General features: G+C 41.0%; 20 protein-coding genes and 1 pseudogene. 4 read left to right on the top strand and 17 right to left on the bottom strand.

Annotated elements, in window-relative coordinates:
- Together Q1J64_RS16220 and Q1J64_RS16225 are read right to left on the bottom strand one after the other, a co-directional pair.
- Window positions 1-761: cytochrome ubiquinol oxidase subunit I (locus Q1J64_RS16220; protein ID WP_301110166.1), on the bottom strand; the 761-nt coding region annotated here is incomplete at its 3' end.
- 218 nt (window positions 762-979) lie between these two features.
- Entirely contained in the window at window positions 980-1,456 is a 477-nt protein-coding gene (locus tag Q1J64_RS16225; protein ID WP_301110167.1) for a hypothetical protein, read from the bottom strand.
- A gap of 253 nt (window positions 1,457-1,709) precedes the next feature.
- Here Q1J64_RS16225 and Q1J64_RS16230 point away from each other — a divergent pair, with 253 nt between their 5' ends.
- Complete coding sequence (locus Q1J64_RS16230) at window positions 1,710-3,215, top strand: catalase (protein ID WP_301110168.1); 1,506 nt, start codon at window positions 1,710-1,712, stop codon at window positions 3,213-3,215.
- 47 nt (window positions 3,216-3,262) lie between these two features.
- On the opposite strand, the gene Q1J64_RS16235 is transcribed toward Q1J64_RS16230, so the two are convergent.
- Both Q1J64_RS16235 and Q1J64_RS16240 read right to left on the bottom strand, forming a co-directional pair.
- Window positions 3,263-4,081 (bottom strand): DUF368 domain-containing protein, encoded by an 819-nt coding sequence (locus tag Q1J64_RS16235; protein WP_301110169.1) that lies wholly within the window; start codon window positions 4,079-4,081, stop codon window positions 3,263-3,265.
- A gap of 184 nt (window positions 4,082-4,265) precedes the next feature.
- On the bottom strand, window positions 4,266-5,648 hold the full coding sequence (locus tag Q1J64_RS16240) for a polysaccharide deacetylase family protein (protein ID WP_301110170.1): 1,383 nt from the start codon (window positions 5,646-5,648) through the stop codon (window positions 4,266-4,268).
- Between the two features lie 355 nt (window positions 5,649-6,003).
- Here Q1J64_RS16240 and trhO point away from each other — a divergent pair, with 355 nt between their 5' ends.
- Entirely contained in the window at window positions 6,004-6,978 is a 975-nt protein-coding gene (gene trhO / locus Q1J64_RS16245) for an oxygen-dependent tRNA uridine(34) hydroxylase TrhO (protein ID WP_301110171.1), read from the top strand.
- A 152-nt stretch (window positions 6,979-7,130) separates the two neighbouring features.
- On the opposite strand, the gene Q1J64_RS16250 is transcribed toward trhO, so the two are convergent.
- The 12 genes from Q1J64_RS16250 to Q1J64_RS16305 all read right to left on the bottom strand — a co-directional run bounded on the left by Q1J64_RS16250 (window position 7,131) and on the right by Q1J64_RS16305 (window position 18,321).
- Window positions 7,131-7,925: an ABC transporter ATP-binding protein gene (locus tag Q1J64_RS16250; RefSeq protein ID WP_301110172.1), complete on the bottom strand. Its 795-nt coding sequence runs from the start codon at window positions 7,923-7,925 to the stop codon at window positions 7,131-7,133.
- On the bottom strand, window positions 7,926-8,702 hold the full coding sequence (locus Q1J64_RS16255; protein WP_301110173.1) for an alpha/beta hydrolase: 777 nt from the start codon (window positions 8,700-8,702) through the stop codon (window positions 7,926-7,928).
- 23 nt (window positions 8,703-8,725) lie between these two features.
- Window positions 8,726-9,757, bottom strand: coding sequence for a FecCD family ABC transporter permease (locus tag Q1J64_RS16260; protein ID WP_301110174.1), 1,032 nt, complete (start codon window positions 9,755-9,757; stop codon window positions 8,726-8,728).
- Complete coding sequence (locus tag Q1J64_RS16265; RefSeq protein ID WP_301110175.1) at window positions 9,750-10,757, bottom strand: FecCD family ABC transporter permease; 1,008 nt, start codon at window positions 10,755-10,757, stop codon at window positions 9,750-9,752. Before Q1J64_RS16265 ends, Q1J64_RS16260 begins: the two co-directional genes overlap by 8 nt.
- A 25-nt stretch (window positions 10,758-10,782) precedes the next feature.
- A complete protein-coding gene (locus Q1J64_RS16270) occupies window positions 10,783-11,760 on the bottom strand; it encodes an ABC transporter substrate-binding protein (RefSeq protein ID WP_301110176.1) in 978 nt (325 codons plus the stop codon).
- Window positions 11,761-11,916: 156 nt separating this feature from the next.
- On the bottom strand, window positions 11,917-12,729 hold the full coding sequence (locus Q1J64_RS16275) for an AraC family transcriptional regulator (protein WP_301110177.1): 813 nt from the start codon (window positions 12,727-12,729) through the stop codon (window positions 11,917-11,919).
- A 314-nt stretch (window positions 12,730-13,043) separates the two neighbouring features.
- A complete protein-coding gene (gene pstB, locus Q1J64_RS16280; protein ID WP_301110178.1) occupies window positions 13,044-13,823 on the bottom strand; it encodes a phosphate ABC transporter ATP-binding protein PstB in 780 nt (259 codons plus the stop codon).
- A 10-nt stretch (window positions 13,824-13,833) separates the two neighbouring features.
- The gene (pstB, locus tag Q1J64_RS16285) at window positions 13,834-14,658 is read right to left on the bottom strand and encodes a phosphate ABC transporter ATP-binding protein PstB (protein WP_483315951.1); all 825 of its coding nucleotides are present in this window, start codon (window positions 14,656-14,658) and stop codon (window positions 13,834-13,836) included.
- 14 nt (window positions 14,659-14,672) lie between these two features.
- Window positions 14,673-15,557, bottom strand: a complete 885-nt coding sequence (pstA, locus tag Q1J64_RS16290; RefSeq protein WP_301110179.1) for a phosphate ABC transporter permease PstA — start codon at window positions 15,555-15,557, stop codon at window positions 14,673-14,675.
- Window positions 15,557-16,432: a phosphate ABC transporter permease subunit PstC gene (gene pstC / locus Q1J64_RS16295; protein ID WP_301110201.1), complete on the bottom strand. Its 876-nt coding sequence runs from the start codon at window positions 16,430-16,432 to the stop codon at window positions 15,557-15,559. The genes pstA and pstC overlap by 1 nt, the downstream gene beginning before the upstream one ends.
- 96 nt (window positions 16,433-16,528) lie before the next feature.
- Complete coding sequence (locus Q1J64_RS16300) at window positions 16,529-17,431, bottom strand: phosphate ABC transporter substrate-binding protein PstS family protein (RefSeq protein WP_301110180.1); 903 nt, start codon at window positions 17,429-17,431, stop codon at window positions 16,529-16,531.
- Between the two features lie 176 nt (window positions 17,432-17,607).
- On the bottom strand, window positions 17,608-18,321 hold the full coding sequence (locus tag Q1J64_RS16305) for a response regulator transcription factor (protein WP_301110181.1): 714 nt from the start codon (window positions 18,319-18,321) through the stop codon (window positions 17,608-17,610).
- A 159-nt stretch (window positions 18,322-18,480) separates the two neighbouring features.
- Here Q1J64_RS16305 and Q1J64_RS16310 point away from each other — a divergent pair, with 159 nt between their 5' ends.
- On the top strand, window positions 18,481-19,719 hold the full coding sequence (locus Q1J64_RS16310; RefSeq protein ID WP_301110182.1) for a serpin family protein: 1,239 nt from the start codon (window positions 18,481-18,483) through the stop codon (window positions 19,717-19,719).
- Window positions 19,720-20,202: 483 nt separating this feature from the next.
- Entirely contained in the window at window positions 20,203-21,225 is a 1,023-nt protein-coding gene (locus Q1J64_RS16315; protein ID WP_301110183.1) for an NADP-dependent oxidoreductase, read from the top strand.
- 48 nt (window positions 21,226-21,273) lie between these two features.
- On the opposite strand, the pseudogene Q1J64_RS16320 reads toward Q1J64_RS16315, so the two are convergent.
- Window positions 21,274-21,546: pseudogene (locus Q1J64_RS16320) on the bottom strand (DUF488 domain-containing protein); the annotation flags it as partial.
- Window positions 21,547-21,582 lie beyond the last annotated feature (36 nt).

Raw genomic sequence — 21,582 nt, forward strand, 5'->3', positions numbered from 1 at the left:
TCTGCAGCAGCCATTTTCATTGGCTGTGCGTGCATTAGGTATTGAGCCTGAGAATGACCAGAGAAAGCGATTCCGAGTCCTGAAATCATCCCGACTACTAAAGCAATCGCCAGTGACTTTTTGAAAAAGTCAACTTGTCTTTTCTTAATTAAGTACCAGGCACTGACACCTGCTATAAAAAATGCACCTGTCGCAAAACTTCCGAACACCGTATGCGGGAATGCGACCCAAAGTTTTTCATTGGTCAGCAAGGCAACAATATCATTCATTTCTGCACGTCCGTTTTGCAGCACATAGCCTTCCGGATTTTGCATAAATGAGTTGGCGGCCAGTATCCAGAATGCTGACATGACGGTACCTATTGAAACTAGCCAAATAGATGCCAAGTGAAGTTTCTTAGGTAGTTTATTCCATCCGAATATCCATATTCCGATAAACGTGGATTCCAGGAAAAATGCAAGTAAAGCTTCAACTGCTAACGGAGCACCGAATATATCTCCGACGAATCTTGAATAAGCAGACCAATTCATCCCAAATTGAAATTCCTGGATGATCCCGGTCACGACACCGATTGCGAAGTTAATAAGGAAAAACACGCTCCAAAACTTCGTCATTTTCAAATAGATTTCTTCTTTTTTCACTACATACATTGTTTGCATGATAGCAATGATCAGTGCCAGGCCAATAGACAGCGGCACGAAAATGAAGTGGAATAATGTTGTGGAAGCAAATTGAATTCTAGATAATAATACCTCTTCCATTTTACACGAGCTCCTTTCGAACTTTGTTTCTATCACCTAGAATAACGCATTTCGAAATTTAGTTCGTGAACAATGTGGGGAGTTCCTGTTACAAAGCTGCAAACTTATGTCTGAAATGTACGTAAGTTATGGCGGCTTTGTAAACAGGACAAAATTACCCCTGAAGTAAGAGGGTTAGAGGAGTGGTTTTGCGAATAGAGTGGTAACGAGCTGTAATCTTACAAGTCATCTAGTATTTCCATTACTTGATCGTAATTTGGATGTCCTTTATGCAAGTATATAATGAAGGAATTTTTTCGTTTGGCTGCAATACGCTCATTCTTCGTTTCCGTAATTACATGAAGATATCCTGTTTCGTCTACTTGAGACAGACGTTCATCAGAATCAGCAAACTTATATACGTGCAGAGGCATCAGCTTTTCCTCATTTATTTGAAGTGTCATCCCGCTTTCTGCCCCGAAAAGCTTTGGATCTGCTTTTAACGGTTCGCTAACTTTGAATCCTTCATTTAGTAATCGACTATGTAAATCTTCGAAAAATGCTTCATCTGACAGCAACGGAATAATTACTACCTCTTCTTCGGGATTTTTCACTTCGGATTTATCTTCCGTCTCTTTCTTCTCTTCACTGCAGGCACTTAACAGCAGGCCTGCAAAGATAATAAACATCATGAATAAGTTACGTGCTAGTTTCATAGATCAACATTCCTTTCAAACAAACTATTTCTTTCATTATTATACATCAATCGTTTACGTTTCGTTGCACAATCCTATTTCTAGACAAATAGGCAGTATCCAATTATGATAAAGAAAATATCAATTAGTAACCTTTCTTTAATGATAGTTATTACTTTATAATAATTATTATAAATAAGGCTTCCCATTTAGTTTTCATTTTGCTATAATAGGAATCATAGGTAACAAATCCATCAATCAGGAGGAAATCAAAATGTCAATTAATGAAAACAATTCTCAAAAAAGAAAACTGACTACCGCTGCGGGTGCTCCAGTAGTTGATAATCAAAACTCTATGTCAGCAGGTCCACGTGGTCCTCTTTTATTACAGGACGTCTGGCTTTTGGAAAAGCTTGCCCATTTTGACCGTGAAGTCATTCCTGAGCGTCGAATGCATGCAAAAGGCTCAGGCGCATATGGTACTTTCACTGTAACTCATGATATTACGAAGTATACGAAAGCAAAACTATTTTCAGAGATTGGCAAGAAGACAGAAATGTTCGCACGTTTTTCCACAGTGGCCGGTGAACGGGGTGCTGCAGACGCAGAACGCGATATTCGTGGATTTGCATTGAAGTTTTATACAGAAGAAGGAAATTGGGACTTAGTCGGCAATAATACACCTGTATTCTTCTTCCGTGACCCACTGCAGTTCCCTGACTTGAACCACGCAGTGAAACGTGATCCGAGAACAAATCTGAGAAGCCCTAAGAACAACTGGGATTTCTGGACTTCGCTTCCTGAAGCACTTCATCAAATTACAATTTTGATGAGTGACCGCGGAATTCCTAGATCTTTCCGTGAAATGCATGGTTTTGGGAGTCACACATACAGTATGATTAATGCAAATAATGAACGTCACTGGGTAAAATTTCACTTCCGTTCTCAACAAGGTATCAAAAATTTAACGGATGAGGAATCGGCAGCAACGATTTCTACAGACCGCGAAAGTTCACAACGTGATTTACTGTCTAACATCGATAACGGAAACTTCCCTAAATGGAAAATGTATATTCAAGTAATGACAGAAGAACAAGCGTATGAAATGCCATACAATCCATTTGACTTGACTAAAGTCTGGTACAAAAAAGACTTCCCTTTAATCGAAGTCGGAGAATTTGAACTGAACCGTAATCCCGAAAACTATTTTGCAGAAGTAGAGCAAGCTGCCTTCACACCTGCAGCGATCGTTCCGGGAATTGGCTTCTCTCCTGACAAAATGCTGCAAGGCCGTTTGTTTTCATACGGAGATGCACAGCGCTATCGCTTAGGTGTCAATCATCACCAAATTCCTGTTAACGCACCAAAATGTCCGGTCCACAGCTTCCACCGTGACGGCGCGATGAGAGTAGACGGCAATATGGGGGCTACAACGCATTATGAGCCAAACAGTTACGGAGAATGGCAGGAACAGCCGGATTACAAAGAGCCTCCATTGAAAATTCATGGCGATGCAGATAACTGGAACTTCCGTGAAGACGATGACGATTACTTCACACAACCAGGAAAATTATTCAATATTTTAAGCACTGAAGAACAAGAGCGTTTATTCGACAACACTGCACGTAATATGGGCGATGCACCAATTGAAATCAAAATTAAGCACATCCGCCATTGCTATTTGGCAGATCAAAAATACGGTGAAGGTGTTGCAAAAGCTCTTGGGATCCCAATGGCTGACGTAGACATCGAAAACACTACCACAATCGTCAGAAACTAATCGATTGCAGCATAAAAACGCTCAGAGACTAAGTCTCTGAGCGTTTTTTAAGCTTTCTTTTCCCCTACTCCGTTTAAAATATTGGCAACGATCAGACCCGTAATGATCGCGATAATACTCATTACATACGGCGTGCCGCTTTCAGGAATCCCTGGGAATATGACGAAAATAGAGCCGATGATCAATCCCATTATCACTGTGAACATTCCTGTACGATAATGTCCCAATAAGAAGCGTATGAGTTTGCTGCTCACTATAAACCCTACAACGATACCACAGCCAGTTACTAGAAGAACCGGTATGTTAAAATCTGAAATCGCTGTAATGACCGTTGAGTACACTCCGATCAGCAGCAGAACAAATGAACCGCTGACTCCTGGCAGAAGCATTGCCATACTGCCTGCCCATCCAGAGAAGAATAAAATGACCGCTGATTTCATTGATAACTGTGAAATTAAAACGGGTTCTACAGGCTTTATAAAGGCTGCAGAAGCTAGAGCAGCAGCGATCAGTATCATCAAAATCATATGATGCAATTTAAAGTTTTTACGCAATCCTGCCTGTTTTGACACGAATGGAATTACTCCAATAATCAAACCTAAAAAGAAATATTGAGTAGGTTCATGATAATGTTTAAGTAAATAGGAGATCACTTTACTAAATAAAATGATCGTCGCACCCATACCAATCCCAAGCGGCAGTATAAAACCGATATGTTTCTTCCAGTCCTTGCTGAATAATCCGCTGATTGAGATAAGAAGCTGATCATAGATACCTAATATAAAAGCGATCGTTCCGCCACTTACACCCGGGACCAAATCACTGATTCCCATTAAAAATCCTCGATATAAATTTCTCCATTCCATGCTCGCTGTTCCTCCAATGAATTTCATTCCTAACAGTATGTCACGCTTTCCACAGTAAATTACCTAGTTCGGTTGTTTCTATTATCCCGTTTCAACTACTGTATGTCCAACTCCTGCTAAATAGGACTGTTGCAAAACAAAAGTTGTTCCATTGTCAGAAGAAAAACAATGAAACAACTTTAGATTAGTAACTTTCAAGTTCAGACACTGTAACAAATGTGTAGCCTTGCGACTGCAAATATGCGAGTACAGAATCCAGTCCGTCTGCTGTCGATTTATGAATGTCATGCATCAGTATAATACTGCCATTTCGTGTGTTCGCCTTTACTTTAGCCAATAGTTTTTGTGGATTATGATGTTTCCAATCTAATGTGTCAACATCCCAGAGCACGACAGGAAGATTCGTAATTGCTCTTACACGCTCGTTCTCAGCGCCGTATGGTGGACGGAAAACAGTTGCTGGTTCACCTGTGACCTGCTTTATGATATCCGTAGTCCCTTGCACTTCATCGTATAACTTCTTATCAGGTAATTTCGTCAATGAAGGGTGATTCCATGAATGGTTCCCCAGTTCATGACCTGCGACAGCAACTTGCTGCGCGATTTCAGGATAATATTCTACACGGCTCCCAAGCATGAAAAACGTAGCTTTGGCATCATACTTTTCTAATGTCTCGAGAATTCTCACCGTAGATTTCGGATCCGGACCGTCATCAAATGTGAGTGCCACTTTTTTACCGACCTGCTTTTCCGTTACTTCTACTTGATAATCTGCAGCTAAGAAAGGATTTAACTTTTCTAATGGAACTTCTACCGTTACTGGACCTTCTGATTCTTCTGTAAAGACACCTGCTCCATAATAGAACAGTACCGATTGATCAGTTAATGCGAAGTTTTGATAATTTCTCCATAGCGGCTCTGTCGGTCCCCAGACATTTTCCGGAATCAGAACATCCTTAAATTTGGGATTTTGATAAATGTGGTCTCGTACAACTTTTGCAGTACGTTTTAGCTTTTCTACGTCATTCCCAACCAGGTCTGCCATTTTAATTTCCTTGCCTGTTTCCGGCTGGATACGGAATGTACGGATCTCTGAATCGATATCACTTTCACTTGTAGAAATCGCAGCAAGTATGGCGAATGAATAATTACCTGATTGATTCTGCACCGTTTCAAATGAAATATTCAATTCTTTTGTATCCGAGTCCTGTCCTTTGTGGCTTGATTCTAAATAACGTGATTTCCATTGGTCTATGTACGCTAAAATACGGCCATTGAATTCGTCGTATTCACTTTGCGGATATTGAATCGCAAATGGCTGTTTAGGATCGTTTGTAGTTTCGGTAACAATTTTAATACCCGCAAAGTTGGAATCGCTTGAATTGATCAAGACTTCCGACTTGGGTTCTTCTTTGGCTTTATTTGTCGACTTATTTGGTGATGCGCTCATAAAACCGTTTGATGTATTGAAAATTAAAAGCAATGCAATAGCTATCATTGCCATAATTGCACTTGAAAACGCAACATCAATCCATAGCGAACGGCGTTTTCTTTTTTTGAATTTCATAAAAAGACTCCTTTTCTATTTTTTTAAGTGTTTTCGATGAACTGCCAATTTTACATTTTTACGGATTAAGAGTAGTTGCTAAATTAGTCTATTATAGTAGATTTACATCGAAAACTATAAAATTATGTCTAGTTATCAGTATACAATAAAAATATAACTAAACAAGAAATTCATTGTCAATTTCCGGCTTTTTCTTCTTATGAATGCATAAATACTTTTACTGAAAACTGATTTGTGATATAATGCCTAAGGCTCGAATCTTGCAAATTCGGGTGCAAGGGAGTTATATCCCTTTGATACACACCGATCTCGGCTGTTATCTATTGCAAAGAGAAAACAGAAGGCGGTAATCAAAATGGAAAAGAAAGAATATCGAGTTTTATTATTTTACAAATATGTCACAATTGAAGAGCCAGAAGAATATACGGCTCAGCATTTGGCATTCTGTAAAGAAATTGGTCTAAAAGGCAGAATCCTAGTGGGAGCAGAAGGCATTAACGGCACATGTTCAGGTACGATCGAACAGACTGATGCATACATGGAGCATATGAAAGCTGATCCGCATTTTGCAGATATCTGGTTTAAAATTGACGAAGCAGACGGTCATGCCTTCAAGAAAATGCACGTGCGTCACCGTAAGGAAATTGTCAATCTTAGCTTGCCTGAAGATGTCAATCCTCTAGAATTAACAGGTGAATATTTAGAGCCTGATCAATTTTTAGAGCAAATGCAGGATGAAAATACAGTTGTTTTGGACGCACGAAACGATTATGAGTATGATCTTGGTCATTTCCGCGGAGCGATCCGTCCTGATATCGAAAACTTCCGTGATCTTCCGGAGTGGGTTTTGGATAACAAAGAACAGCTGGAAGGGAAAAAGATTCTTGCGTACTGCACTGGCGGAATTCGCTGTGAGAAATTCACGGGCTGGCTGAAGCGTGAAGGCTTTGAAGATGTGGCACACTTGCATGGAGGCATTGTTTCTTACGGTAAGGACCCTGTCGCAAAAGGACAGCTGTGGGATGGACAGTGTTACGTATTTGATGAGCGTATTGCAGTTCCTATCAACCGGGTGGAACACGTCGTGGTTGGCCGCGATCATTTTGATGGTACACCTTGCGAACGTTATGTAAACTGTGCAAATCCAGAATGTAATGCGAAAATTTTAAGTTCTGAAGAGAATGAGCATTTCTATATGCGCAGCTGTTCAGATGAGTGCCGCACACATCCACGCAACCGTTATTTCGTCGAGCATAATTTAACAGTTGATGAGTTCGATGCACGTATGGCTAAAATTGAAGAATTGCGTTCACAAGAAACTGTATCTTAATTTAACAAATATTGGTAGCCAATTTTCCTCGATGAAAATTGGCTACTTTTTTATTTCATACTATACTATGCAACAAAAATGAGTATGCTTCACATTTCATGTGTGAACATACTCATTTTTTTTAATGATTTCGGAATTCACTTGCCCTGCACTTACAACACAGGTCCTTTCACTGCTTTTTCATAAGAAAGACAAATAGGATTACCACTAATAGGACAAACAGCGAAATAAGGCTGAATATCAAATATTTCACGTAAGTTATGTGTAGTCATTACTTCTGAAGCTTTTCCTTCAGTAACAATATCCCCTTCACGCATAGCAATTAAATAATGCGAAAATCTGGAAGCATGATTCACATCATGAAGAACCATCACAATTGTTTTATTCTGTTTACAATTTAATTCTTTTAAAAGCTCCAATATATCTAACTGATGCGCCATATCTAAATAGGTGGTGGGTTCATCCAAAATCAAGATATCTGTATCTTGTGCTAACGCCATGGCAATCCAAACCCGTTGCCTTTGACCGCCGGAAAGAGCTTCAATCGGACGTTCAGCAAATCGTTCTAAATTGGTTACACGCAAAGCCCACTCCACCATCTTTTTATCTTCCGTTGAAGACTTTCCAAAATAGTTTTGATGTGGGAACCTGCCATACGTAATCAATTCCTGTACTGTAAGACCTCCTGGCGCTTCTGCTGTTTGAGGCAAAACCGCCATTTTCTTCGCAATTTCTTTAGAAGGTGTTTCCTGCAACGATTTCCCATCAATAAAGACCGCACCATGCTTCACTTTTAATACACGAGCAATTGTTTTAAGCAAAGTCGATTTTCCGCAGCCATTTGATCCAATAATTGTAGTGATTTTCGCACTTGGTATGTTCACGCTTAAATCCTCTATTATTAGATGTTCCCCATACCCTACTTGAACGCGATCGATCCCTATCATTTAGTTCGCCTCCTCAGTTCCCCTGTAAAAGAATCTGATTGCTTCACTGAAAATAGTCGGAACGATGGACATATGATTCTCCCCTGCTGGAGATGTAAAAGTCACAGAATCTGGATGATGTTCTTTCAATCTAGTGTATAGTGCAAATGCCGATTCATACATCTTACCTTTTTCCTGCTGTTCTGCAGCGAGGAATAATCTTTTAGTAGAATCTAGACAATCCTTCTGTTCATACGTTAAAATCTCTTGATCATTCCACCAGATAGAGGGACTGCAACTTAGATAATCAGAAAACATGTCCGGTCGTTCAAATAATGCGTATAAAACAAATAATCCGCCTAGTGAATGACCAAATAAAATCTGATTCTCTTGATCCACAGACGCATGCCTGCGGACAAGTGGTTGAACTGTTGCTTCCAAGAACTGCAGAAATTCTTTTGCCCCTCCATACGCCGGCCATTCCGTACCGTCCGGTCTTTCAGGCAATGATGCTGCGGAAGGTGTAGGTGTAAAATCAAATACCCTTAAACTAGGGTGTAATTCTTCAGTCGCGTAACCAATACTGACGATAATCATCGGCGCAATATGTGTTTTTTCCGTTCTCTGCCACTGCAACTTCAATAGTTCTTTACACATGAGCCCGTATGCGTTCCCATCCAATATATACAAGACCGGAAAGCCTTCTGCCGGTGGTTCTTCATTTGGAATCGACACAGTGACTGAATAAGAACTGCCAGCTGTTGGATGTGGAAATCTCTCTACAATATCACGTAACATATACATCTTCTCCTTTTTGCAAATTACATTGAGCGGGATGAACGCATCAATAAGTATACAAAGTACGGAACACCGATAATGGAAATGACGATGCCTACAGGTAATTCTGCCGGTGAAAATATTGTCCGGCCGATCCAATCACCTGTTACAACCAGCAGCATTCCGATTACTCCACTGATTGGAAGAACATACTGATTATGAATCCCAACCAATCGTCTGGCTATATGAGGTGCGATCAAGCCAACAAAGCTGATACTTCCTGATACGATAACACTTGAACTGATTAAACCTACTGACCCTACAAGAAGCAGTAAACGTATTCGATTTGCTCGTAAACCAAGTCCAACCATAGAAACTTCGTCTAATTGCAGCAAATTTAATGTACGGGATTTCCACACCAGTAAAGGTACGATAATGAACAGCCATGGAAGAATGGAGTAAATCTGTTCCCAGGATGCACTGTAAATACTTCCTGACAGCCAAACTGTTGCCATTTCAAAATCTTGAGGATTCATTTTCAATGAAACAAAAAGAGTAAGTGCCCCAAATCCTGCATTGATTGCGATTCCCACCAATAGTAACCTTTTTGGATCGAGTTCTCCTCGGCTTCTGGAAAATAAGAAGAGAAATACGGCGGCTAAGACCCCGCCTAGCCATCCAAATAAAGACATACTGAAAATAGACTGTCCATCCATACCGACCACATTGCTGTTTTGAATAAACATATAGCAAACTACTGAAAATCCAACAGCCGCTTGTATCCCTAAAATACCGGGATCCGCTAATTCGTTTTTCGTAATACCTTGTAAAACAGTACCCACCATTCCTAACGCACAACCAATTAAAGCTGCGATGATAATGCGGGGTATACGAAATTCAAAAATCACAAGTCGATGTTCTGCATTTTCATTTAGTCCAAATAGTGTTCGAATAATCTCAAGATGGCTCAATTCAATGACACCAGTAGCTAAACTCAAATACATCAGTGAAATTCCCAATGATAAGCCTACCAAAAAAACCGTAATGAAACGGCTTAATTTCGAACGACTACGCATTTTGTTTCCCTCCCTTTATTCGAATCAGATAAAGGAAGAATGGAACGCCCACCAGTGCCGTCACAACACCCACCGGCGTTTCAAATGGCGGATTGATCAATCTGCTGATAATATCTGCCCAGGCTAAGAAAAATGCACCGAGTATGCCGGCAAAGAAAATGATTTGCTTATAATCTTCACCTACTAAAAAGCGGGCAATATGCGGAATAATTAATCCGATGAATGTTATTTTGCCTACCATTGCAACTGAAATTCCGGTTAAAAGTGCCACACTCAGTATAGTCAGTAATTTAACTTTAAGAAGATTAATACCGAGCCCTTGCGCAACTTCATCTCCGAGAGAAATTGCGGTGATTGATTTACTGACAACCCACGCGATAAGAAGTCCTGTGACGGCGAATGGAATCGCCCATTTTATTACAATCGGATCGATTTCATGCAGCCGTGAGTTGTACCAATAGCTTATGTTTTGTGAGACTTGAAAGTATGTAGCAAGCGCTTGTGACACGCCATTTAGGAACATGCCCAGAATGGTTCCGATGATTGCCAATGAAATCGGGGATAATCCATTCGGAATCAAACTGGCAATCCCAAATACAAATACCAGTCCTAAAATAGAACCTATAAATGAGTAAATAATTAATGTTAACGTAGAGACGTTGGGCATGAAGATCATACTTAATGTAATTACGAATACAGATCCGTCTGAAACCCCCATAATACTAGGGGACGCAAGAAAGTTTCTTGTCATCCCCTGCATTAACGCCCCCGAAATCGCAATAAATAATCCTACAAGAAGTGCGCCCAGCATCCTCGGTATACGGGAGTTCCGTATAATCAGATGGTCCATATTTGATAAGTCTGCGTGGAACACAGCTTTCCAAATAGTTGATACGTCATAAGTAGTCGCACCATACATAACTGAACTTGTCATCGTGACGATGAGTGCCAGCGGCAGTATGATTAGGAAGAGGGCAGTTTTATTTCGTATCATCGACATACATGTAACTCCTATTTCTATTTAATCAATATTTTTTCTTTAACTCATCCAAAAATGTAACTTTACTGAATACTGTTCCACCTTCAAGAAGTGAATCGACGATATTGACATTTACTTGATCTTCTTTAAACGCCTTGATATTCTGGATAATCGGATTCTTTTTCAATTGTTCATATGCTTGCTCATTCTCTTGATTTTCAGATTGTTGTACTTGCATGAAAATATGGTCCGGATTCATTTCTGCAAGTTGTTCAATTGAGATCTCTTCCTGTGCTTTTGCTTTCTTAATAGCATCAGGAACTTCTAAACCTAGTTCATCATATAAAACAGGATTGAAGAATACATTTTCCGGATAGACAAACATTTTGCCGCCGCGAACTCGCATTGCTACTACGGTTTGTCCTTTTAAATCCTCAGCCAATGAAGTCTTTAACTCTTCAATGTTTTTCTTATAGTCACTCAATAACGTCTGCGCCTGATCCTCTTTTCCACTTAATTTCCCCATCAGCATGATATTGTCTTCCCAATTGGATGAAATATGTGAAACTAAAATAGTCGGTGCAATTTGTTCTAGCTTACTTACCACTTCTTCTGGAAATTTAGTTGATCCTAAAATTATATCTGGCTTTAATTGCACGATTTTTTCGAAATTTGGCTGTTGCTTCTCACCAATCGATTCAGCTTGTCCCATTGCCTCTTTAAATACTTCTGGGAATTCTCCAGCAATTGTAATAGCTCCGACAGGCTCAACACCTAGAGCCGTAGCATCTTCCATTGCTTCCATTGCACCAGCAATTACAATACGTTCAACATTTCCAGGTATAGTATATGTTTCTCCTAAGTATGTAATTTCTTGCGTCTCTGCTTCACTTGTTTCTACTTCAGCTGCCGGCTTGTCAGCATCCTTGGGTGCATCTTCCTCGACTTGAGCTTGAGAGTTGCATGCAGCCAGTGCGAAAAGTGCTATAAGTGATAGAATAAATAACTGAAATTTGTTCTTCATTTTTTAAGTTCCCCTTTTTTGAATAATTAGCGAATCTGTAAATAGTTCCTTACATTTGTTGGCTTTTTTAGCCTACGAAAGACTTCAATTGCAGTACAAGTAAATATGATGGGATAAATAGCAATCTTTTTCTCTAAAGTTTTTTCGAAATTCAACTTATTTCATATACTTTCTATAACCAGTAGGTGAAAAACCGGTTTCTTTCTTAAAGACTCTACTGAAATAGAAGTGATCTCTATATCCAACATTTTCAGCAACTTCAGTAATGGCTAAATCAGATGTGCGCAGCAATAATTTAGCCCTCTGAATTCTTAAATCTGTAATATAGACTGTAGGACTGACTCCAATTTGATTAATAAATAAAGTCGACAGTTTTCTTCTGTCTGTTTTGAAATGTTGTGCGATATCAAGAACACTGATACCTTCATCATAGAACTGATGCATATAATCGATGATGTCATCCAAATCTTCGGTGCTGTCTTTGCCCGATTTTTCATGCGTTATAATAATCTCTTCCAGGATTTTCAAAAACAACCCTTTAGATTGAAGATATGCCAATCCGCCTGGAATTAAAAAGTTTTGCTGAAGCTGCTGAACTTTTTTAATCAGCTTCATACTTTCATATGCTTTGATAAAGAAATGTTTATAAAACAGTGGAAATTGTGATGATGCGTTATTTGCAAGCCGGAAGTGGATCACTGCATACTCAAAAGGACGGTCACTTGTTATCTGACTCTGCAGCGCTAGATTGGGTCCTACATGCAAAACCGTTCCACGTTCAATCATGTAGACTTCATCGTCAATGGTTAATTCTGCTGATCCATCTATAGCAAACAGCAGTCCTCCTGCTCCAGCATTTGATGTAAATGAACGAATCGAATCCCTCTCCGCCATTTTTTGTGTAACGATATCCAAAAAGTTAAGGGGAGCTGTTCCATATAATTCTATTAATTGCTCAGTGTCTATCATCTAATCCCTTCTTACAGAAAGAACGAGCTCATGGGTAAAACTAAGTGAATCTCGTTCAGTTCAATTTTCTTCTAACCACTCAATGAATGAGCTTTACTTATTTATTTTGTATTACATCTCCTCCATTTGATATTGAGAATCATTATCATTAATAATGATAACAAATTAAACTATATTGTAAATGGAATTACGTAAAGAGTTTTTGTATTATTTAATCCATGTGATGTAAAAAATCCATATCATTAAAAATATAAGGGCTGCAAAGTGAGTTACATACTCACTTTGCAGCCCTTCTTTGTTATAAAACGAGAAATTCAGCCGAACTTCCCGGCTATGTAGTCTTTCGTTTCCTGATATGCGGGATTTGAGAAAATGAAATCGGTACTTCCATACTCTTTCACTTCTCCATTCAGAAAGAAAGCGGTGTAATCTGAAATACGTGCCGCCTGCTGCATGTTATGCGTCACAATAACAATCGTATACTGCTCTTTTAACGAAATAATTAGCTGTTCGACTTTTGACGTAGAAATCGGATCAAGTGCAGAAGTCGGCTCATCCATCAGCAAAATATCGGGCTTAGTCGCTAGGGTCCTGGCAATTGTCAGACGTTGCTGCTGTCCACCCGACAAACCTATTGCCGGCTTTCCGAGCTGATCTTTTACTTCATCCCAGAGTGCAGCTGAACGTAAATTTGATTCTACCAGCTCATCCAACACTTTTTTATCCTTCACGCCATGAATCCGTGGCCCAAAGGCTATGTTTTCATAAATTGAACCTGGAAACACAGCAGCATGCTGAAAAACCATCCCCACTTTCTTGCGCAATTCTACTGGATCTGTTGACCGCTCTGTAATGTTTTCGCCGTCAATCCAAATACCGCCTTCTGTACGGATACCCGGAATTAAATCATTCATTCGGTTTAGCGTTCTGAGAAAAGTCGATTTTCCGCAGCCTGACGGGCCAATTAATGCGGTAATCCGTTTGCGTTCTATCTTCAAATTAATATTTTTCAATGCATGCAGAGAATCATAATGGAACTGTAAATCTTCTGTTTCAATAGCGGGCTTCTTCCGTGCGACAGCTGTCTGAGACATATTAGTCCTCCTATCCAATGTGTCCATTAATATAATGTGCTGTTTGTTCATGGCGGGGGTTGGTAAATATTTGTCCAGTCTGACCGTATTCTATGACATTTCCCATATAGAAATAAGCTGTTTTATCAGATATCCGGGCCGCCTGCTGCATATTATGTGTGACGATGACTATCGTATAATCCGATTTTAACTGCGCAATTAGCTCTTCAATTTTCGCCGTAGAGATCGGATCAAGTGCAGAGGCGGGTTCATCAAGCAACAACACGTTTGGCTGCATGGCCAGAGCTCTTGCAATACACAGTCTTTGCTGCTGACCTCCGGATAACCGCAAAGCTGATGTATTCAATTGATCCTTCACTTCATCCCATAAGGCTGCCTTTTTCAGACTGTCTTCTACAATCTCATCTAATTCTGCCTGCTTTTTCACTCCATGGCGCATAGGCCCTGATGCAACATTTTTAAAAATTGATTTAGCAAACGGCACAGGACGCTGAAACACCATACCGATTTGTTTGCGGACTTCATGGAGATTCACACGTGAAGAATGCAGATCGATTCCTTCATAATAAATTTCTCCTTCAGCACGGCATTTATCAATATCATCATTCATTCGGTTCAGTGCACGTAAAAAAGTTGATTTTCCGCAGCCTGAAGGACCAATCAGTGCGGTTACAGAATGCTTAGGAAAAGACAGACTGACTTGATCGACTGCCTTATGCTCCCCGTAAAACACGGAAAGACATTTTGTCTGCAGTACAGAACCCGGGGCGTAACCAGGTCCGTCTGTAGCTTTCATTCGCTTCATTACCGCAGGCTGTAATGCAATCGACTGCATATATGTCATCCTCCTTAACTGGCGCTTAGTTTTTTAAACATCAATTTCCCAATGAAACGGGACGCTAAATTAAATCCTAAAATCGATATAATCAGCAATGCGGCTGCTCCGTCTGAAATGGCAGATGCATCGGGCATAATTCCTTCACCATTTATTTTCCAAATATGTACAGCCATTGTTTCTGCCGGTCTGAAAGGATTGAGCGGAGACACCGGCGATAATGGATTCCAATTGGTGAAGTCTATTGCTGGTGTGCTCATTCCGGCTGTATAAATTAATGCGGCGGCTTCACCAAAGACACGCCCTGATGCCAGAATGACTCCTGTCACGATACCCGGCAGAGCCGCTGGCAGAACAATCGTTGTGATGGTCTCCCATTTTGAAAAGCCAAGTGCCCAGCCCGCTTCTCTTTGCTGTTTAGGTATATTACTGATGGATTGCTCAACAACCCTTACGAGTAGCGGCAAGTTGAACACCGAAAGTGCAAGTGCACCTGACAAAATGGAGAACCCCCATCCTAAATACAGAACAAAGAACAGAAATCCAAACAGTCCGACAACAATTGACGGTAAAGAGGATAGTACTTCAATCAGTACCCGGATGCAGCGAATGATCCAATGATCTCTTGCATACTCGGCTAAATAGATACCCGCTCCGATAGCCACAGGTACAGAAATCAAGAGTGTCAGTACGAGTAAATAAAATGAATTGAACAGCTGAGGTCCCACTCCGCCGCCTTCTTTGAAAATTTGTGGAGGGGAGGTGATGAATTGCCAACTCAGCTGCGGAATGCCTTTTACAAAGACAAATCCCAATAGACCTGCAAGCAATGTGACAATGATTCCAACAACCGCATACAGACAGACGGTTGCCAGTTGATCTGCTCTTTTCGCAGTCATCAGCTAGTTCTCCCCTTTCCGATCATCCGCACCGCCAGTGTAAAGAACAATGACATGAGCAGGAGAACGAGAGCCAGGGACCAAAGTGCATTGTTTTCCACTTGCCCCATCACTGTATAACCCATTCCCATCGTTAAAATACTGGTTAATGTCGACGCCGGTTCAAACAGCGAATGAGGAATGATAGAAGCGTTGCCGATGACCATCTGAACAGCGAGCGCTTCACCAAATGCGCGAGCCATACCAAAAATGACCGCCATCATCAAACCGGGTTTCGCTGTTTTTAACACGACTCTATAAATCATTTGCCATCTGGTCGAACCAAGCGCCAAAGACGCCTCACGCTGCGAACGGGGAACGGATTGAATCGCATCTAGAGATAAGCTAGTAACAGTCGGTAAAATCATGACTGATAAGACAATCGTTCCAGCCGCAATACCAAAACCACTGCCGGGAAACACCTCGCGCAGTATCGGAACGACTACGCTCAGACCAATAAATCCATAAACAACCGACGGAATTCCGACCAGCAGTTCAATCACCGGCTGCATGATTTTCTTTCCTGCTTTTCGGGAAATTTCACTCATAAATATTGCTGCACCAATTGCTATGGGAGCACAGATGACAGCAGATATTCCTGTTACTGCCAATGAACCAATCAAAAAAGGAAGAGCGCCGATGACCGGCTTTCCAAGCTCGCTTACTTTTGCAGGATTCCATTCCTTTCCCGTCAAAAACTCTTTCACACTTCCATCATTCACAATAAATGTCGACAGTCCCTTTGAGAAAACCAGAAACAAGATGGCTGCTGTAATAGCAGCCGTAAGTGCGACAGAAAGAAATGTTATCCATTTACCAGCCTTCTCCATTCGCATTTTAGTACTTTTTTGATACAAAGGATGCTCGGTCTCTTTCAGTAACTTAGCCAAGATCTATTTCTCCTTTCCAACTGCGGAATCGACCAAAGCGCATTATTTATTCGTAATGTTGCCTTCTGCATCGCGTTCGATTTTCATTCCTGTCACCGGTAAATAATCCATTTCTGGAAGCAACTCCTGCTGTACTTCTGCTGATAATATATAAACGATCAAATCTTTTGCTAATCCCTTTGCCTGCCCATTTGTATACATATGCTGATACGCCCAAATTTCCCAATCATTTGTTTCGACATTAGCCTGAGTCGGCTCCACATCATTTACTTTCATTGCCGTAGTAGAATCGTCGAAATACGAGAATGCCAGATAGCTGATGGAACCAGGCGTTTCGCTGACAATCTTGCGTACAGTTCCTGATGAATCCTGCTCCTGCGCTTCGATTGGCTCTTTGCCCTGCAATGCGAATTCTTCAAATGTAGCGCGTGTTCCAGAACCTTGAGCACGATTGATGACGATGATGTCCTGATCCTCTCCGCCAAGCTCACTCCAATTTGTGATCTCACCAGTAAAAATTCCAATCAAGTCTTCCGTGCTGACATTATCAACACCGACTTCATTATGAACAACTGGACCCATACCGACTACAGCCACTTTATGATCCGTCAGAGCAGTTGCATCTACGCCCTCTTTTTCCTCTGCAAAAATATCTGAATTTCCTATATCAACAGCACCTTCACTGATCTTGCTCAATCCCGTTCCACTGCCGCCGCCCTGAACAGTAATGACTGCGCCAGGATTTTCTGCTGAGTATTGCTGAGCAGCTGCTTCTACTAAAGGTTGCAGTGCACTCGAGCCAACCGCTGTAATCGATTCTGGTGATGAGTCGGCTGCCTTTTCTTTGTCCTGACTCCCGTCTGCCTGTGTAGTGCTGCAGGCTGCCATTACCCACGTGCAAAGTAAAACAAATGCCAATAGTGTAAATCGATTGCCCTTCTTCATTGATGGTGCCCCCTCGATTACTCGTAGTGTTGTCAGCCAACTTTCAGCTGCACATCTAATGTAATCCATGGATGTTAAGCAGTGATGGATGAAACGTAAAGGTTGTGTAAAGCTTCTGTATAGATAGAAAAAAGCTGCCATTTTACGGGCAGCTTTAACTAAATTATGTATGTAAACTATTTAACTGGCGGTTCATCAAACTTATAACCAAACCCTCGGATAGTTTTAATGTAAACTGGATGCTTTGTGTCCGTTTCAATCTTTTCTCGTAAATGACTGATATGGACATCTACAATCCTTGAATCCCCTGTATACTCGTAATTCCATATGGCATCCAGCAACTGTTCGCGGTGCAGGACTTTACCAGAATGACGTACTAAATAGAGCAGCAGTTCAAATTCTTTTGGTGTCAGATCGAGTAACTTTTCATTTATGAAAGCTTCGATTTTCTCAGGATAAATGACTAACTCTCCTACCCTGACCTCGACCTGCACTTCAGGTTCTTTCACCGACAGCGAATCCTGCAGTTCGACTCTTCGTAAAATTGCTTTCACACGGGCCATGACTTCCCGGGGACTGAATGGCTTCGTCAAGTAATCATCTGCCCCGAGTTCGAGTCCAAGAACTTTATCGAATTCATCGCCTTTAGCTGTCAGCATCAAGATAGGCGTATGGACTTTCTCCTGACGCAACGTTTTACAAACGTCCATTCCATCCATTCCCGGCAGCATAATATCGAGTAGCAACAGGTCGGGCTTTTCTGAAAGCGTCATCGAGACCGCGGTATTTCCATCGCGGGCAATGTACACAGTATATCCGGCTTGCTCCAAATTGTATTGCAAAAGTGTGACAATTGACTGTTCATCTTCCACAACCAATACTTTCTTCATTCATTTAGCTCCTTTATGGCTAAGACATTATTTTCAGACAGTCTACAAGTCTACTGTACGGTCCCTTTCCGAAAATGTCTACTTTTTTAGGAAATCTATTTCTTGTTTATGTAACTTCTTTGATGATTGTTCGACAACTGAGTAAAGGAGATGAATAATATGGTCAATAAATCAATACTTTCCATCTTTATCATTGCAGTCCTCATACTTGCCTCCTGTAGTGGAATGGATGAAAATTCCAATAAAAAAGAAGTCACTGGTACGTTTACAGAGAATGACTACAAAAATCAATCCGTTCCTTCAGTCAAACTTGCTAGGGAATTATCCAGGCGGGCTGAACCGAATGATGGCGGCAATGTATTCGTTTCTCCGGTAAGTCTTTTTATGGCTCTTTCCATGCTGCAGAACGGAGCTGAAGGAGAAACCCGCAAAGAGATCATAACAGCCATACAGGCGGAAGATATGTCCCCAGATGAACTTAATCAGGCGAATGCATCTTTACTCGATCATCTTCAGAATTTGGAAACGGATACTGTTATTACTATTGCAAATTCAGTATGGCTTAATGATGAACACACACTGCAGACTGAATTCAAGAATCTTCTTCATGACTACTATTTGGCTGTCGCCGAAGAAATCGATATTAGCAAATCGAAGTCAGCAGACCTTATCAATAAATGGGCATCAGAATCAACTAACGGCAAAATTGATAAGATTGTCGAGCCGCCGCTGCCTGATAACCTTGTCATGTACCTTATGAATGTCGTGTATTTTAAAGCAGCGTGGATGTATCCTTTCAGTACTGGCGCCACTGCTGGCGGTGTGTTTCATTTGAAAGATGGTACCGAAACGACTGTTCCGTTTATGAATTTGCAAGAATCTGTCCCTTATTTTGAAAACGATGAATTCCAGGCGGTATCACTTCCCTACGGAGAAGGCGAAATGGCTATGGACATTTACGTGCCAAGAGAGAGTGTGGAGTTGGACACATTTATGGATTCGTGGACAGCTGTAAATCATGCAGCGTGGATTGGAGAATTCGAAGAGCGGCAAGGAACAGTGATGATCCCTAAATTTAAGATCGAATATGAAGTGATACTGAACGATTTACTCAGTGATTTGGGCATGCAGCGCGCATTCACCGATCAGGCAGAGTTAGGAAAGCTGGTAGCAGAAGACTCCCCGCTACTTGTAAGTGAAGTAAAGCAAAAAACCTATCTGTCAGTCGATGAAAACGGAACAGAAGCCGCTGCGGTTACTTCGGTTGCTGTTTCTGAAACATCAGCACCGGCCGAAACATTCGTATTACGTGCGGATCGGCCTTTCTTTCTGACCATTCGCGATACAGAATCAGACACAATTTTATTTGCCGGTAAGATTATCAATCCTGTTCAGTGATATTAAAAGATTAATTATCCTTCTATTATAGATTGAATTAAACTCTTCACATGATAAAGCATGCTATGTACAGCCTACTCAGTTGATTGGAGTGCAAGGCAGTCTAAGTTCGCCGCGTCAAAGTGCCTTAATTTCTGAAAAACACAGAAATTAAGGCAAATCGAATCCTCCGCAATTCGATTGGCAACGACTGCATGACTCACTTCGTGTGAGCCCGCGGCGAGATGAACTCTCGGAGGATCAGCCCGACAGGTGAAGACAACTTAGGGGCCCGCAAGACACGCGTCCGCCTGGAACGGAAATCAACGGTACTCAGTACCTTCGACAATGTAGATTTTTAAGTTCAACTTATATAGTAAGATGCTTTCTAATTGACACCTAGACTTACTAATAGTAACCTTAAAAAGCTTACTTTTAGTTAGTAAGATGTATCATTCACATATAGAGATGGTTTCTATTCTAAAAATATTGGAGGAAATTTACATGACTCAGTCAACACAGCAGGAAATTCATTTAGCAAACCGTCCAAAAGGGCTTCCAACTATGGAAACATTCGATTTTGTCGAAAGACCGATGCCTTCCATTAAAGAAAATGAGATACTCGTCCGGACTCTTTACGTATCTGTAGATCCTTACATGCGAGGACGTATGCAGGATGTAAAATCATATATTCCACCCTTTAAACTCAACGAGGTGATTGTTGGCGGAGTTGTCGGTCAAGTGAAGGAATCTAATTCAGATTCTTTCAAACCGGGTGATTTTGTTGTAGGAAATCTAAACTGGGCGGAATACACCGCAGCTGCCGAGAAAGATATTCGTAAAATCGATCCAACTTTAGCACCAATCACTACACATTTGGGTATCCTCGGTATGACCGGCCTGACAGCTTATTTTGGATTATTGGATATCGGTAAACCTCAAGAAGGCGAAACTGTCGTAGTATCAGGAGCTGCAGGTGCAGTAGGTTCCGTCGTTGGTCAGATTGCCAAGATGAAAGGCGCAAAGGTCATCGGAATCGCAGGTTCACAGGAAAAAATTGATTATCTGAAGAATGAACTAGGCTTTGATGAAGCCGTAAATTATAAAATAGACAGTTTCTATGATGACTTGAAAGCTGCCGCAGCTGACGGAGTAGATATCTATTTTGATAACGTGGGCGGCGAAGTAACAGATGCTGTATTTGGACTGTTGAATAAACATGCCCGTATTGCATTGTGCGGTGCAATCTCGGGTTATAACAAAACAGAAAAAGACCTTGGGCCACGTCCTCATTCGGCAATGATTAAAACAAGTGCTTTAATGAAAGGTTTCACTATCGGCGATTATGCAGCTGATTTCAGCACTGCAGGAGCTGACCTGGGCAAGTGGTTGTCAGAAGGAAAACTTCAATACGAGGAAACGATTGTGAACGGTTTTGAAAATATACCAGAAGCATTTCTCGGTCTCTTTGAGGGAACAAACCTTGGTAAACAGCTTGTAAAAGTAGCAGATCCTGAAACAAAATAACAGCAATAATCCCCTGGGCGTTTATAAAAAACTCAGGGGATTTTTCTTTCAGGATGTTTGCTGATGATCCAATATTTCTTTCAGCACAGCGGCCTGATTATTTTTTTCATCTTTCGCACCGAATACTAGCGTCAGATTTTTATTATGTTCTTTCGTCCATTTCTTCAGATGTTCCAGTTCATTTTTCTGTGCTACGTTTTCCTGAAGCTCTCGCTTATATTTCTTTTTAAATTCTTCATACTTATCAGGATCATGGTCAAACCATAAGCGAAGCTCCCTGCTCGGTCCCACTTCCTTTAACCATTCAACTTGCCCACTGTCTAATCTTTCTAGATTTTTTGATTCTAAAGGGAATTC

Source organism: Sporosarcina sp., assembly GCF_029257255.1.
In the GTDB taxonomy this organism is placed as follows: domain Bacteria; phylum Bacillota; class Bacilli; order Bacillales_A; family Planococcaceae; genus Sporosarcina.

Coding starts and splice junctions, on each gene's coding strand:
- Q1J64_RS16225 (WP_301110167.1), bottom strand. CDS start 1,456: ATGAAACTAGCACGTAACTTATTCATGATGTTTATTATCTTTGCAGGC.
- Q1J64_RS16230 (WP_301110168.1), top strand. CDS start 1,710: ATGTCAATTAATGAAAACAATTCTCAAAAAAGAAAACTGACTACCGCT.
- Q1J64_RS16235 (WP_301110169.1), bottom strand. CDS start 4,081: ATGGAATGGAGAAATTTATATCGAGGATTTTTAATGGGAATCAGTGAT.
- Q1J64_RS16240 (WP_301110170.1), bottom strand. CDS start 5,648: ATGAAATTCAAAAAAAGAAAACGCCGTTCGCTATGGATTGATGTTGCG.
- trhO (WP_301110171.1), top strand. CDS start 6,004: ATGGAAAAGAAAGAATATCGAGTTTTATTATTTTACAAATATGTCACA.
- Q1J64_RS16250 (WP_301110172.1), bottom strand. CDS start 7,925: ATGATAGGGATCGATCGCGTTCAAGTAGGGTATGGGGAACATCTAATA.
- Q1J64_RS16255 (WP_301110173.1), bottom strand. CDS start 8,702: ATGTTACGTGATATTGTAGAGAGATTTCCACATCCAACAGCTGGCAGT.
- Q1J64_RS16260 (WP_301110174.1), bottom strand. CDS start 9,757: ATGCGTAGTCGTTCGAAATTAAGCCGTTTCATTACGGTTTTTTTGGTA.
- Q1J64_RS16265 (WP_301110175.1), bottom strand. CDS start 10,757: ATGTCGATGATACGAAATAAAACTGCCCTCTTCCTAATCATACTGCCG.
- Q1J64_RS16270 (WP_301110176.1), bottom strand. CDS start 11,760: ATGAAGAACAAATTTCAGTTATTTATTCTATCACTTATAGCACTTTTC.
- Q1J64_RS16275 (WP_301110177.1), bottom strand. CDS start 12,729: ATGATAGACACTGAGCAATTAATAGAATTATATGGAACAGCTCCCCTT.
- pstB (WP_301110178.1), bottom strand. CDS start 13,823: ATGTCTCAGACAGCTGTCGCACGGAAGAAGCCCGCTATTGAAACAGAA.
- pstB (WP_483315951.1), bottom strand. CDS start 14,658: ATGCAGTCGATTGCATTACAGCCTGCGGTAATGAAGCGAATGAAAGCT.
- pstA (WP_301110179.1), bottom strand. CDS start 15,557: ATGACTGCGAAAAGAGCAGATCAACTGGCAACCGTCTGTCTGTATGCG.
- pstC (WP_301110201.1), bottom strand. CDS start 16,432: ATGCGAATGGAGAAGGCTGGTAAATGGATAACATTTCTTTCTGTCGCA.
- Q1J64_RS16300 (WP_301110180.1), bottom strand. CDS start 17,431: ATGAAGAAGGGCAATCGATTTACACTATTGGCATTTGTTTTACTTTGC.
- Q1J64_RS16305 (WP_301110181.1), bottom strand. CDS start 18,321: ATGAAGAAAGTATTGGTTGTGGAAGATGAACAGTCAATTGTCACACTT.
- Q1J64_RS16310 (WP_301110182.1), top strand. CDS start 18,481: ATGGTCAATAAATCAATACTTTCCATCTTTATCATTGCAGTCCTCATA.
- Q1J64_RS16315 (WP_301110183.1), top strand. CDS start 20,203: ATGACTCAGTCAACACAGCAGGAAATTCATTTAGCAAACCGTCCAAAA.